Origin of the sequence: Roseovarius sp. ZX-A-9 (genome assembly GCF_028369135.1) — a bacterium.
Classification (GTDB): domain Bacteria; phylum Pseudomonadota; class Alphaproteobacteria; order Rhodobacterales; family Rhodobacteraceae; genus Roseovarius.
Genome location: NZ_JAPWHW010000001.1, coordinates 302091 through 315809 on the forward strand (window position 1 = coordinate 302091; position 13719 = coordinate 315809).

The 13719-nt window shown below is 60.7% G+C and carries 14 protein-coding genes; 6 read left to right on the forward strand and 8 right to left on the reverse strand.

The window, feature by feature from the left end:
* Nucleotides 1-34 precede the first annotated feature (34 nt).
* From O3306_RS01375 to O3306_RS01390, 4 genes are all read right to left on the reverse strand, one after another.
* Entirely contained in the window at nucleotides 35-1318 is a 1284-nt protein-coding gene (locus O3306_RS01375; protein WP_272002237.1) for an ArgE/DapE family deacylase, read from the reverse strand.
* 80 nt (nucleotides 1319-1398) lie between these two features.
* Nucleotides 1399-1992: a hypothetical protein gene (locus O3306_RS01380; RefSeq protein ID WP_272002241.1), complete on the reverse strand. Its 594-nt coding sequence runs from the start codon at nucleotides 1990-1992 to the stop codon at nucleotides 1399-1401.
* A gap of 317 nt (nucleotides 1993-2309) precedes the next feature.
* Nucleotides 2310-3707, reverse strand: coding sequence for an aspartate aminotransferase family protein (locus O3306_RS01385; protein ID WP_272002243.1), 1398 nt, complete (start codon nucleotides 3705-3707; stop codon nucleotides 2310-2312).
* 106 nt (nucleotides 3708-3813) lie between these two features.
* On the reverse strand, nucleotides 3814-4509 hold the full coding sequence (locus O3306_RS01390; protein ID WP_272002246.1) for a GntR family transcriptional regulator: 696 nt from the start codon (nucleotides 4507-4509) through the stop codon (nucleotides 3814-3816).
* A gap of 145 nt (nucleotides 4510-4654) precedes the next feature.
* On the opposite strand from O3306_RS01390, the gene O3306_RS01395 reads away from it, so the two are divergent.
* From O3306_RS01395 to O3306_RS01415, 5 genes are all read left to right on the forward strand, one after another.
* Complete coding sequence (locus O3306_RS01395; protein WP_272002249.1) at nucleotides 4655-5737, forward strand: polyamine ABC transporter substrate-binding protein; 1083 nt, start codon at nucleotides 4655-4657, stop codon at nucleotides 5735-5737.
* Between the two features lie 69 nt (nucleotides 5738-5806).
* Nucleotides 5807-6931, forward strand: a complete 1125-nt coding sequence (locus O3306_RS01400; RefSeq protein WP_272002252.1) for an ABC transporter ATP-binding protein — start codon at nucleotides 5807-5809, stop codon at nucleotides 6929-6931.
* A gap of 3 nt (nucleotides 6932-6934) precedes the next feature.
* On the forward strand, nucleotides 6935-7825 hold the full coding sequence (locus O3306_RS01405) for an ABC transporter permease subunit (protein WP_272002255.1): 891 nt from the start codon (nucleotides 6935-6937) through the stop codon (nucleotides 7823-7825).
* Between the two features lie 76 nt (nucleotides 7826-7901).
* Nucleotides 7902-8717, forward strand: coding sequence for an ABC transporter permease (locus O3306_RS01410; RefSeq protein ID WP_272002257.1), 816 nt, complete (start codon nucleotides 7902-7904; stop codon nucleotides 8715-8717).
* Nucleotides 8714-10039, forward strand: a complete 1326-nt coding sequence (locus tag O3306_RS01415) for an NAD(P)/FAD-dependent oxidoreductase (protein ID WP_272002260.1) — start codon at nucleotides 8714-8716, stop codon at nucleotides 10037-10039. The genes O3306_RS01410 and O3306_RS01415 overlap by 4 nt, the downstream gene beginning before the upstream one ends.
* Before the next feature lie 24 nt (nucleotides 10040-10063).
* Here O3306_RS01415 and O3306_RS01420 read toward each other — a convergent pair whose 3' ends face one another.
* The 3 genes from O3306_RS01420 to msrB all read right to left on the reverse strand — a co-directional run bounded on the left by O3306_RS01420 (nucleotide 10064) and on the right by msrB (nucleotide 12030).
* On the reverse strand, nucleotides 10064-10987 hold the full coding sequence (locus O3306_RS01420; protein WP_272002263.1) for a DMT family transporter: 924 nt from the start codon (nucleotides 10985-10987) through the stop codon (nucleotides 10064-10066).
* Nucleotides 10988-11077: 90 nt separating this feature from the next.
* On the reverse strand, nucleotides 11078-11584 hold the full coding sequence (msrA, locus tag O3306_RS01425; RefSeq protein ID WP_272002265.1) for a peptide-methionine (S)-S-oxide reductase MsrA: 507 nt from the start codon (nucleotides 11582-11584) through the stop codon (nucleotides 11078-11080).
* The gene (msrB, locus tag O3306_RS01430) at nucleotides 11581-12030 is read right to left on the reverse strand and encodes a peptide-methionine (R)-S-oxide reductase MsrB (RefSeq protein ID WP_272002266.1); all 450 of its coding nucleotides are present in this window, start codon (nucleotides 12028-12030) and stop codon (nucleotides 11581-11583) included. Before msrB ends, msrA begins: the two co-directional genes overlap by 4 nt.
* 142 nt (nucleotides 12031-12172) lie before the next feature.
* On the opposite strand from msrB, the gene O3306_RS01435 reads away from it, so the two are divergent.
* A complete protein-coding gene (locus tag O3306_RS01435; RefSeq protein ID WP_272002268.1) occupies nucleotides 12173-12691 on the forward strand; it encodes a glutathione peroxidase in 519 nt (172 codons plus the stop codon).
* 41 nt (nucleotides 12692-12732) lie between these two features.
* On the opposite strand, the gene O3306_RS01440 is transcribed toward O3306_RS01435, so the two are convergent.
* Nucleotides 12733-13683 carry a GlxA family transcriptional regulator gene (locus tag O3306_RS01440; protein ID WP_272002269.1) on the reverse strand — a complete coding sequence of 317 codons (951 nt, stop codon included), beginning with the start codon at nucleotides 13681-13683 and terminating at the stop codon, nucleotides 12733-12735.
* Nucleotides 13684-13719 lie beyond the last annotated feature (36 nt).

Consider the following 13719-nt stretch of genomic DNA (forward strand, 5'->3'; position numbering starts at 1 on the left):
CTTTTCGGATTGCGGGGTGGTGCGGCACCGGCGTCTAGATCGCCTCCACCCCGCACCACTCTGCGATAAACAGCGCCATCGCGCCGGTTATCCGCTTGACCGAGCTCAGGCTGACGCTTTCGTCGTAGCCGTGGATGTTGCGCGAGATCGGCCCGTAGCAAAGCGCCGGGATCTGGTTGTAGAGCGCATAAACCCGCGTATCGAGATAGGCCGTCGCGGTGAACGACTGGAGCGGTTCGCCGGTGGCGGCCTCATGCGCGCGCCCCAATGCCGCCTCGGCGTCACTGCCCGGCTCCAGCACGTAGCCCTCGGCGGTAAAGCCATTGAATGTAACGGTCGGGGGCGTGTTGGACAGGTAGGGATCAGTATGCGCGTAGGCGGCGATGTGGTCTTGTATGATCTGCATCGCCTCGGCAGCATTCTGGCCGGGATAGAGCGACACGCGACAATCAATCGTGGCCCAGGCAGGCACGGACGACGCCCAGTCACCGCCAGCGATCTTGCCAATGTTGAGGTTGATCGGGTGGTCATAGGTTTCGAAATACGGATGCGCCGCCTTTTGCGCGTTCCATGCGGTCTCCAACTCTCGCAAAGACTGAACCACGCGATAAACCGCGTCGATGGCGTTTGCGCCCTCGCCCATTTGGGCCACATGGACCGGAGTACCGTGCACCGTGACCTGAAACCAAACCACGCCGACATTCGCACGCACCAGCATCTCGGCCTCGGGTTCGGGGATCAGTACCGCGTCGGCGGTATAGCCGCGCAGAAAGGTCATCAACGCGCCGTTGCCCGTGCTTTCCTCCTCGACCACAGACTGAACATAGACCGTGGCCGCCGGTTGCAGCCCGACGCGGCGCAGCGCATCAAGTGCGGCAAGGTTGGCGCCCGACCCGGCCTTCATGTCGCCCGCGCCACGGCCATACATCCAATCACCGTCGATATGCGCAGAATACGGATCATTCTGCCACATCTCGCGCGGGCCGGTCGGCACCACGTCGAGATGCGCGTTCAGGATCAGCGAACGGCCCACCTCTTCGCGCGGGTGGTGGATGCCGACGACAATCGGCGCATCCGAATGGGTGTCCGAGAAGGGCGAGCCGCCAGGATGGGCGGCGATCGCGTCACGGTCCATGTCAAAGCGATCCACCTTGAGGCCGCGCGCCTGAAACTCGCGGAACACGAGATCCTGAATCGCATGTTCCTGTCCGCGGACCGAAGGCAGGCGGACCAGTTTTTGCAAGTAAGAAACCTGATCGGCAAAGCCGTCTTCGACCGATTGCAGGATGCGGGCTTTTAACTCTGGGGCGAGGGACATGGCGGGCGCTTTCTCTGACTGTGTCAGAGTAGCGTAGAACGTGGCCCGGAACGATTGCAACGCAAGCCGTGCGAAGAAGGCTACTCTATCGCCGCGTCATATGCCTCGGGCGGCAGTTGCCCGCGCTTGCGCTCCAGCACCAGCCGCCGTTCTTCCCAGCCATAGCGGGGATCCTCACGCACCGGCATCCATGTCAACACGCCGCCCTTGCGCCAGGGGTCCAGAACGATACCGTCGTTGAACTGATCCCCCTTTGCCGAAACGATGGCGGTGCTGTGCTCGATCCGCCAGTTACGGGAATTGGCAATGGCGCGGTGCAGATCAAGCGTCTGAAACCGCTCCTCTTTCAGGCGCTTTTCCAGATCGTGTGCCCAGTGCCAGCACAAGCCGCGCGGCTTGGTCCCCATGTTGACCTTGGTGTTGTGGATGAGCGGCGGATCGGTGATCTGATAGCGCAGCGCCAATGTATGAGTGTAATCATAGGCCACTTGCGCGGCGCGGCTTGCCTCTTCGGGGTCGACCTCGGGACCGAGCGCGCGGATCGAAGCCGCCAGCGCCGCGACTTCGGCCGGCGTGCCCGGAGGCGGCGCAGATTCGCCCGATTGGGATGTTCCGCAAGCAGCCACCAATGTGAGGGCCAGAAGCGCCAGAAAGGATTTGGCGAGGTTGATCATGATCGGTTCCAGAAAGGGCGATTGCCATCACCGCTAGCCCGCCGCCCGTGATTTTGTCGAGCAGCGCGGGGTCAATACACTGTGATTGTTGCAGCTATTCCACAGGCTCGGGTCGGTGAATTTGCCCGGTGGAAGCGATGGCAAAGCGCGCCGCCACCTGCCAACAGCGGCGGCGGTTAAAGCCTTCTACCGGTCGCGGGAGGCATATTACCCAGATTTTCAGACCGTCGGCGAACGCATCCAAGGCGTCGAAACGCCGGATGTCAGCGGGCGCAGCGCACAGGCCGCGCCCGTTAGGCTTGGTTATGCGTCAAGGCTCAACTTGCCGCCACCATCAGCCCTTCTTTCTTCAGCTGGTTATAGGTGAGGTCCAGCGCGATCCAGGCGCGTTCGATAAACGTATCAATCTCGGCGTCGGTGATTACCAGCGGCGGCGAGATGATCATCCGGTCACCCACATGCCGCATCACCAGACCGTTCTGGAAACAATGCTCTCGGCAGATCAGGCCAACATCACCCTCGTTCCCGGCGAATTTGGCACGGTTTGCAGCGTCCGGCGTCAGCGCAATCGACCCCATCATGCCAATAATCGGCGCCTCACCCACCAGCGGGTGTTCGACCAGACCGGCCCATTTCTTTTTCAGGGCGGGCGCGGTGTGCGATGCCACGCGGTCAACGATGCCTTCTTCCTCGAGGATGCGCAGGTTTTCCAGCGCGACGGCACAGGTCATGGGATGGCCCGAATAGGTGTAGCCATGGGCGAATTCGCAGTTGTTGATCACCTCGGCCACTTCATCACACACAATTGAGCCGCCGATTGGCGCGTAGCCAGAGCTGAGCCCCTTGGCCACGGTCATGATATGCGGCCGGATGCCCAGAGTGGTCGAGCCGAACCAAGTACCGGTACGACCAAACCCGCATATCACTTCGTCGGCGATCAACAGAATACCGTATTTGTCACAGATACGCTGAATCTCGGGCCAGTAGGTCGAAGGCGGGATGATCACGCCGCCCGCGCCCTGAATCGGCTCGGCGATAAAGGCCGCGACGCGGTCCACGCCCAACTCTTCAATAGCCGCCTCCAGCTGACGCGCGCGTTCCAGTCCGAATTCCTCGGGGCTGGTATCGCCGCCTTCGGCCCACCAATGGGGCTGATCGATATGATGCACGTTGGGAATCGGCAGGCCGCCCTGTTCGTGCATGAACGTCATGCCGCCAAGGCTGCCGCTGCCGACAGAGGAGCCGTGATAGGCGTTCTTGCGGCTGATGATGATGTTTTTCTCGGGATGGCCCTTTTGCGCCCAGTAGGTGCGGACCATGCGGATATTAGTATCGTTTGCCTCAGACCCCGATCCGGCAAAGAAGACGTGGTTCAGATCGCCCGGCGCCAGTTCGGCCAGTTTCTGCGCCAGCGCGATGGCGGGCACATGCGTCGTCTGAAAGAACGTGTTGTAGTATGGCAGCTCGCGCATCTGGCGCGCGGCGGCATCGGCCAGCTCATCCCGGCCATAGCCGATATTGACGCACCACAGCCCCGCCATTGCATCGAGATAGTCGTTGCCGTCGCTGTCGGTCAGGGTGACGCCCTTGGCACGAGTGATGACACGCGCGCCCTTGGTTGCCAGCTCGCCGCCATGCGTGAACGGATGCAGGTGGTGCGCAGCATCGAGCGCCTGAAGTTCGGCGGTTGGCAGGTGGTTGGTGATGAGCGTCATGAGGGGGGGCCTTTCGCATGTCGGGGCGACGCGGCGCGCGCCCCTTTTTCGGTCACAGATTTCAATCCGGGCAGAATATGATCAAATTATCAGATGGTCAATCGAATCAGTCTCCCCCGGAAGAGGAGTTCAACGACAGGCGCAACTGCTCCATCCCCTGCATCACATCGCCCTCGATTGCGTCGGCGGCCTCATCGAAATCGCCGATTCCGATAGCGTGCAGCGTCTCTTTGTGCATGTCGGGCAAGTTCTGGGTGCCGATGCGCCCGCAAACCACCCGCAGCGACGGACCGAATCGAAGCCATAGGCCTTGGGCCATCTCTGTCAGGATCGGCGAGGCGGCCATATCGTACAGGTAACTATGGAAACGGTGATTCAGCTCCAGATAGGCGCGCAGGTCGCCCCGGAAAATGGCCCCGTCCAGCGCTGTGTCGATCTCTGTCAAACGGGCAAGGTCGGCAGGCCCGGCGCGCTCTGCGGCGCGTCGGGTCAGATGGGGCTCAAGCCACCGTCGCGCCTGTATTATTTCAGAAATATTAGCGGCGTTCAGCTTTGGCACGCTGACCCGCCGGTTGCCGCGAAACTCCAGCGCGCCTTGCGAAATCAGACGGCGGATCGCCTCGCGCACGGGGGTCATACCCGCATCCAGCTGTGCGGTCAGCCCCTGGATCGTGACCGCCTGCCCCGGCGTCAAATCGCCATAAAGAACCATATCCCGCAGGCGACGATAGATCAGTTCATGGGCCGGCAGGCGCATTTCCGTGCTGGCTTTCGGGCTGAAATCTGCGGTGGCATTTTGCATGGCCGTATGGTTCACGATTACTTTTCCATTCTACAGACTTGCGAGTTTAACGGGTGCGTGAAACCATTACCATATTGCGCTCAGCGAAAAACTTGATCAAATTCGTGCGTAAGGCAGCATGACTGCTGACCGATGGGAGAAAAACATGAAAACAACTATTCTGACAACAACTGCCCTGCTGGCTTTTACAGCGGCGGCAGGCGCACAGGAAGTGCGCGTTTACAACTGGTCCGATTACATCGACGAATCACTGCTGGAGAAGTTCGAGGCAGAAACCGGCCTGAAGCTGACCTATGACGTGTTTGACAGCAACGAAGTTCTGGAGACCAAGATGCTGGCCGGCGGTTCGGGCTATGACGTCGTGGTGCCGTCGGGCACGTTCCTGCAACGCCAGATCAGCGCGGGCGCGTTTCAGAAACTGGACATGAGCCAGTTGCCCAACCACAAGAACCTGTGGGACCTGATCGCGGATCGCACCGAACAATACGACCCGGACAACGCCTATTCGATCAACTACATGTGGGGCACCACCGGTATCGGCGTGAACGTCAACAAGGTGCAGGAAGCCTTGGGCGACGACGCACCAATCGACTCTCTCGATCTGGTGTTCAATCCTGAGAACATGGAAAAACTGGCCAAATGCGGCGTGTATTTCCTGGATGCTCCGGCGGAAATGATCCCGATGGCGCTGAAATTCCTTGGCGAAGATCCCGACAGCCACGACCCCGACGTGATTGCCAAGACCGAAGACGTGTTCATGCCCATCCGCCCCTACATCAAGAAATTCCACTCCAGCGAGTTCATCAACGCGCTGGCGAATGGCGATATCTGTGTCGCAGTCGGCTGGTCGGGGGACATTCTTCAGGCACGTGACCGGGCTGACGAGGCCGACAATGGCGTTGAAATCGTCTATAATGCGCCCAAGGAAGGCGCGCAGATGTGGTTCGACCAAATGGCCATCCCGGTGGACGCGCCCAACCCCGAAGCGGCACACAAGTTCCTGAACTTCATCATGGACCCCGAGAATGCGGCCGCGGCATCGAACTATGTCTATTATGCCAATGGCAACAAGGCTTCACAGGAGTTTCTGGTCGAAGATGTGATCGGAGATCCGGCGGTTTATCCGGATGAAGAAACACTGAGCAACCTGTTCACGACAACGCCGTTTGAGCCCAAGGTACAGCGGGTCGTTACCCGTCTGTGGACCAAGATCAAGTCAGGCACCTAAGACCTGACCATCCCGGCCCGCGCAACACAGTTTGCGCGGGCCTTTTTCGATCTCGCAGGGGGACATAATTTGAGCCAGACAGTTTTCGCACCGTGGAACGACCCGGACGTAAAGCCGCTCATTCAATTCAAGAACGTAACCAAACGGTTCGGCGATTTCATCGCAATCGACAACCAGTCCTTTGACATCTATGCGCAGGAATTCTTTGCGCTGCTCGGCCCGTCGGGCTGTGGCAAGACGACGATGATGCGCATGCTGGCAGGGTTCGAGAAACCCACAGAGGGCACCATCCTGCTGGCGGGCCAGGACATCGCCCCGATTCCACCGAACAAGCGGGCGGTGAACATGATGTTCCAGTCCTACGCCCTGTTCCCGCACCTGTCTGTCTGGGACAACATCGCCTTTGGCCTGAAACGCGACAGGATGGCAACCGACGCGATCGCAGCGCGCGTCGAGGAAATGCTCAAACTGACCCGGCTGGAGAAGTTCGCCAAACGCAAGCCGCACCAGATCTCGGGAGGACAGCGGCAGCGTGTGGCACTGGCGCGATCATTGGCGAAGGCACCCAAATTGCTGTTGCTGGACGAACCTCTGGGCGCGCTTGATGCCAAGCTTCGGCAGGATACGCAGTTTGAACTGATGGATATCCAGGAAAAGACCGGCACCACCTTCGTGATCGTCACCCACGATCAGGAAGAAGCGATGACCGTGGCCAGCCGAGTTGCGGTGATGGATCATGGCCGGATCATTCAGGCCGACACGCCGGCGCGCATCTACGAGATGCCCAATTGCGTCTATGTCGCGGATTTCATCGGCGACGTGACGATCATCGAAGGCCGCGCGACCAAATCCGGCGACGGCTACGACATCGCCTATGCCGAAGGCCAGCCAACGTTGCGGGCCACGACCGACAAGAGCTTCGAGAACGGGCAGACCTGCCATCTGGCGATCCGCCCCGAGAAAGTGACGATCACCGCCGAGCGCCCCGAGGGCGCGGCCAACGCGGTGCAGGGCAAGATTCTGGATATCGCGTATCTGGGCAATCTTTCGACCTATCACGTGGAACTGCCAACCGGGCAGATCATCAAGTCACAGATCGCGAACACACGGCGCCTGTCACGACGCAACTTTACTTGGGAGGACACCGTCTGGCTTAGTTGGACAGAGACGGCCGGCGTCCTGTTGGAGGGATAGAGAATGCGCCGCTTTGCCCTCATTGCCGTCCCGTATTTCTGGCTTCTGGCACTCTTTCTGGTGCCCTTCCTCATCGTCCTCAAGATCAGTCTCAGCGATATCGCGCTCGCGATCCCGCCCTACACGCCGACCTTGGATTTCTCTGCCGGTTGGGAGGGATTCAAGGCGTTCCTGGGCGCGCTCGATCTGGAGAATTTCGAGTTTCTGACCACTGACGACCTGTACTGGAAGGCCTATCTGTCCTCATTGCAGATCGCCTTCATCGCAACGGTGGCGACCCTGATCGTTGGCTATCCCATCGCCTACGGCATGGCCAACGCCCCCGATCACTGGCGCCCCACCCTTATGATGCTGGTGATCCTGCCATTCTGGACCAGCTTCCTGATCCGGGTTTACGCATGGGTCGGTATCCTGAGCACCGAGGGGTATCTGAACCAGTTCCTGCTGGGGATCGGTGTCATCAGCGAACCGCTGACCATCCTCAACACCAACACGGCGGTCTATATCGGCATCGTCTACACCTACCTGCCATTCATGATCCTGCCGATCTATTCGGCACTGGAGCGGCTGGACGCATCGCTGCTGGAGGCCGCCGAGGACCTCGGGTGCAGCCGAATCACGGCCTTCTGGCTGGTCACTGTTCCGCTTAGCAAGAACGGCATCATCGCGGGGTGTTTCCTTGTCTTTATCCCGACCATCGGCGAGTTTGTCATCCCGTCACTGCTGGGCGGCTCCAAGACGCTGATGATCGGCAAGGTGCTGTGGGAGGAATTCTTCAACAACCGAGACTGGCCGGTGGCCAGCGCGGTGGCAGTGATCTTGCTGCTGATCCTGATCATTCCGATCATCCTGTTCCAACGCAACGAGCAGAAGCAGCGGGAGGCAGACGGATGATCAATCTGAAACATTTCGCGATTTTTTTCGCTCTTGAGAATTTTCGCGAAAATTCTTGGCACCGGGAGGGCACGGCATGAGACGCATGACATGGTTCAACGCAACCTCTCTCACACTCGGCTTTGCGTTTCTCTACCTGCCAATGGTGATCCTGATCATCTACAGCTTCAACGAAAGCAAGCTGGTGACGGTCTGGGCAGGCTTTTCGACCAAGTGGTATGGCGAGTTGTTCCGCAACGAAGCGTTCCTGGATGCGGCGTGGGTCACGCTCAGGGTGGCGGTGGTGTCGTCGACCATCGCGACGGTTCTGGGCACGATGGCCGCGCTGGTGCTGGTGCGGGCCGGGCGGTTTCCCGGGCGAACACTGTTTTCGGGGATGATCTATGCGCCGCTGGTCATGCCCGAGGTGATCACCGGCCTGTCCTTGCTTCTGCTGTTCATTGGGATCGGACTCGACCGGGGCGTGTTCACGATCATCCTGGCGCATACGACGTTCTCGATGTGCTATGTATCGGTCGTCGTTTCCTCGCGGCTGGTCAGTTTTGACCGATCACTGGAAGAGGCGGCACTCGACCTCGGCTGTTCACCGGCGCAGGCCTTTCGGCTTGTCACCCTGCCGATCATCGCGCCGGCAGTGATCTCGGGCTGGCTGCTGGCCTTTACGCTCAGCCTTGATGATCTGGTGATTGCCAGCTTTGCCGCCGGACCTTCGGCCACCACATTGCCGATCAAGATCTGGAGTTCGATCCGCCTTGGCCTCAGCCCCGAGATCAACGCGCTGTCCACGATCCTGATTTCCTTTGTAACCGTGGGCGTCATCAGTGCCTCGCTCGCCAGCAAGAGGGCCAGCCTGCGAAGGCAAGCAGAGGAGAGGGCTGCTGTGCACGCATGAAGCGCATCTATCCTGCCCACGCCTATGGCGAAGTCCCGCGTGAGCATTGCTATTGGCCGACGACCGAAGCCGCACCGCCCAGCCAGCCTGCGCGCGGCACGCTGACCGCCGATGTGGCGGTTATCGGCGCAGGCTTCACCGGGCTGAGCGCGGCACTGCACCTGGCGCAGGACGGTGCCGACGTGATCGTGCTCGAAGCGCACGAGGTCGGCTGGGGTGCGTCAGGGCGCAATGGCGGTTTCTGCTGTCTGGGCGGTTCGGCGGCGTCAGACGGTGTTCTGAAGCGGATGTTCGGCGAAGAGGCGCGGCGCGAATATCGCGAGACCGAACGCGCGGCGGTCGATCTGGCCACGGGGCTGATCGACACGCACGGGCTGCAGGTCGATCGCCATTCGGAGGGCGAGACGCTGATGGCCCATACCGAGGCGGCGGCCCGAAGTTTCGAGGCACGCGCCCGCGATGTCGAGCGCGACTGGGGTGTGACGCCTGAGATCCTCGACAAGAACGAGCTGGCCGCCAATGGTCTTGCTGGCCCCTTTTTCGGCGCGATGACGACGCCGATCGGCTTCGCCCTCAATCCGATGAAATACGTGCTGGGTCTGGCGGGTGCAGCCCGGAAGGCCGGTGTGCGCATTTTCGGGCAAAGCCCTGTCCTGCGGATCGACCATGGCAGCGGTTTCACGCTTCAGACGCCGCAGGGACGGGTGAACGCGCGGCGTCTGATCGTGGCCACCAACGGCTATTCGTCAGACGACCTGCCGGGCTGGATGGCTGGACGCTATCTGCCGACGCAATCCAACGTTCTGGTGACACGCGAACTGAGCGAGGATGAAATCGCGGCGCAGGGCTGGTCCAGTCATCAGGCTTGCTATGATGATCGGTTTTTCGTCCACTATTTTCGCCTCATGCCGAACCGGCGGATGCTCTTTGGCATGCGCGGCGGGTTGTTCTCGGGCCCCTGGGCCGACAGACGAATGCACGGCAACATCCGCAGCCATTTCGAGACGATGTTCCCCGCCTGGTCACATGTGGAGACACCGCATAGCTGGCATGGCCTGCTGAGCATCGCGCGTGACCTCACGCCCTATGTCGGCCCCATAGACACGATGCCGGGGGCCTACACGGCGATTTCATATCACGGCAACGGGGTGGCGATGGCCAGCTACGCAGGCGCGTTGCTGGCCGATCTGGCGCAGGACCGCAAACCGACGCGGCCATACCCCGAAATCATGCGGAGCACGCCGAAGAAATGGCCGCTGGGGCGTTTTCGGCGTGCGTGGTTCTGGCCGGTCTACGGCGCAGCGTGGGCGACGGGACAATAACAAGCACCAGCCCCGTCGATTGGCTCATCCCTCGGGCGTCTTCACCGCCCGCGCAGCACCGCGTTTGAGGCCGAGGCGATGTTCGCGGATGATGATCACGATCCCCGCCGCAACGATCAGCGCCGCACCGGTCAGCATCGATTGCGTCGGTACTTCGGCGAAGAATACGTAGCCGATGACCAGCGCAAACAGGATCGACGCATAATCGAACGGCGCGATGACGCTGGCATCGGCAAAACGAAAGGCAGACGTCAGGAAAATCTGCGCAGTGCCGCCCAACAGGCCGGCAAGGATCAGCAACGTCGCCTCCTGGATGCCCGGCATCACCCAGCCGAACGGCAGCGTGATCAGCGACAGCACTGACGCCGTGACTGAAAAGTAAAAGACGATTGCCGATGTCTGCTCGATCTGGACGAGCTTGCGAATATAGATCTGTGCCAGTGCGGCAAAGACAGCCCCCGTCAGCACCAGCATTGCACCTACGGCCTCGACAGTCCCCATGGTCGGCTCGTCAAGCATGGTAAGGCGCGGGGCCAGCACGATCAAAACGCCGACGAGGCCCAGAACGACGGCGCTGATGCGGAATATGCCAACAGGTTCGCCCAGGAACATCGCAGCAAAAATCACCACCAGCAGCGGCGTGGCGTAGCCCAGTGCAGTCACTTCAGGCAGTGGCAGCATGCCCAACCCCGCAAAGCTGAGCCCCATGGCCATGGTGCCTGCGAACCCGCGCCAGACATGGCCCATCAGCGAATGCGCCTTGAGCCCCGTGCGCAGGTCGCCACGCGCAGCCAGCCAGAGCAGAATGACCGGGATCGCGAACATCGAGCGAAAGAAGACCGCCTGCCCGGGCGGCACCGTTTCGGACGCAGCCTTGATCAGTGCGGACATGACGATGAAGAGCATCACGGCACAGAGTTTCAGCGTGATCCCTTTGATCGGCTGCATGGCGGGGTGCTCCTTTGCCCTCTTGCTTGCGCTCCTGCGCCATTCAGGTCAAGCGCCCCGGAACACCGCCAAGTGCCCGGGGGCCTGATTTCAAGCCGGTGTCTTGGTGCGCGGCAGCACCCAATCGGCGCGTGGGAAATGGCATGTATAGCCGTTCGGCACACGCTGCAGATAGTCCTGGTGTTCCGGCTCGGCCTCCCAGAAATCGCCCGCAGGCTCCACTTCGGTCACGACCTTGCCTGGCCACCGGCCGCTTTTCTCCACCTCACTGATGGTGCGCAGCGCGGTCAGTTTCTGGTCGGCGTCAACATAGTAGATCGCAGACCGGTAGCTCATCCCGATATCATTGCCCTGCCGGTTCGGCGTGGTCGGATCATGTATCTGAAAGAAGAATTCCAGAATATCGCGATAGCTGAGCGTCGCGGGATCGAATTCGATCTCGATGGCTTCGGCATGGGTACCGTGATCGCGGTAGGTGGCGTTGGGCACGTCGCCGCCGGTATAGCCCACGCGGGTCGAGATCACGCCGGGTATGCGGCGGATGAGATCCTGCATGCCCCAGAAACATCCCCCCGCCAGAACAGCACGTTCGGTCATTGTCTATCCTCCACTTGGTTCAGGTATTCGCCATAGCCTTCGGCTTCCATGTCGTCCTTGTGGATGAAGCGCAGGCTGGCGGAATTGATGCAATAGCGCAAACCACCACGGTCGCGCGGCCCATCCGGAAAGACATGGCCGAGATGGCTGTCACCATGGGTGCTGCGAACTTCGATGCGCACCATGCCAAGGCTGTCATCGCGCAATTCGCTCACATAAGCAGGCTCGATCGGCTTGGTGAAGCTGGGCCAGCCGCAGCCGCTCTCGAACTTGTCAGACGAGGCAAAGAGCGGCTCGCCCGAAACGATATCGACATAAATGCCCGGCTCATTGTTGTTCAACAGCTCGCCGGTGCCGGGGCGCTCTGTCCCATTCTGCTGGGTGACGTGGAACGCCTCGGGCGAAAGGCGGGCGATGGCATCTGGGTCTTTGGTGTATCTGGTCACGTCTGGCGATCCTTTGCTCACTAGTAATATACTAGATGGGATAAATGCGCTAAGTTCAAAACGATATTTCAGGCCGATCACTGTCGGGTGATCCAACGGCGATACACGCACCTATCACCTCCAAATCAAAAGGAAGGACAGTATGCGCCTTATTCTCGTGATCCTCGCCGCAATCTGGACGCTGCCTGCCGCCGCTCTGGACCTAAACGCACCGTTCACGAATATCGACGGTGGCACACTGAAACTGTCGGATTGGGCCGGTCAACCGGTGCTCGTGGTGAACACCGCCTCGCGCTGCGGCTTTACCGATCAGTACGAAGGCCTTCAGGCGCTCTATGACCGCTACCAAAGCCGCGGCCTGATCGTTCTGGCGGTCCCGTCAGGTGACTTCCGGCAGGAACTGGCCAGCAATGAAGAGGTCAAGGATTTCTGCACCCTGACTTACGGAATCGACCTGCCGATGACCGGCATCACGTCGGTGCGCGGCGCGCATGCGCACCCGTTCTACGTATCCGTCGCCAAAGATGTCGGCTTCACGCCGGCGTGGAACTTCAACAAGATCCTGATCGCCCCAGACGGCACCGTAGCCGCAACCTTTGGCAGCACCGTCCGGCCGCTGTCATCGATCCTGACTGACGAGATCGAGCCGCTTTTGAACTGAGACCAGCCAATATCTGCTTACTTGATAAACTGCTTATGAAGCTACCGGCGCGATACCAACAGGTTCGCCCCGCCGGTATCGCGGCTGGGCGGCACGCCGTAAGCTTTGCGGTAGGCCTTGGAGAAATGCGACGGCGCCTTGAACCCGCAGAGCAGGCTGATCTCGGTCAGCGGCAGGTCGGTCTGGGCCAGCAGGCTGCGGGCCTTTTCCAGCCGCAGCCGCATGTAGTAGCGGTTCGGAGAGGTGGCGAGATAGCGCGCAAAGAGCCGCTCCAACTGGCGGGTAGACATGCCCGCGGCACGGGAGAGTTCGGTTGGGGATAGCGGATCTTCAAGATTTGATTGCATGATGTCGATGGCCAGTACCAGAGAGCGGTGCCGGATGCCCAATTGCCCCGCCAGAAACCCGCGTTGCGCCTGGCTGTCGGGGCGCGGCGCCGGATAGACCATCTGATCGGCCACCCAGGTGGCAAGTTCTGTACCGTAATCGGCACCGATGCGCTCCAGGATCAGGTCGATTGAGGCTGCACTGCCGGCACAGGTGAAAACCCGCCCATCGACGGTATAGATCACATCCTGCAGATCGATATCGGGGAACAGTTCAGCCATCGCACTGGCATATTCCCAGTGCGTGGTGGCCCGCCGACCGTTCAGCAGCCCGGCCAGCGCCAGCGTGTAGCTGCCGCTGCTGATCGAGCCGAAATCCATGCCTTTGCGGGTCTCGCGCCGCAACCAGCCCAGCACCTTGCGTGTGCTGCCTGCCCCCGCATCGACCCCGGCGCAGACGATCAGCGTATCGCGGTGATCCAGATCGATCAGCCCGGCCTGCACGCTGACCTGTAGCCCGTTCCACGCCGTCACCGGCCCGCCATCCTCGCTGAGCAGCAGCCAGTCGTAATACTGCCGCCCTTGCGCGTATCGGTTCGCCAGTGCCAGCGCTTCCTGCGCGCAGGTCATGCCCAGCGGTGAAAAGCCCGGCAGGAGCAGAAACACGTATCGTTTAGGTCTGTGATCTGCGTCCACACCGGG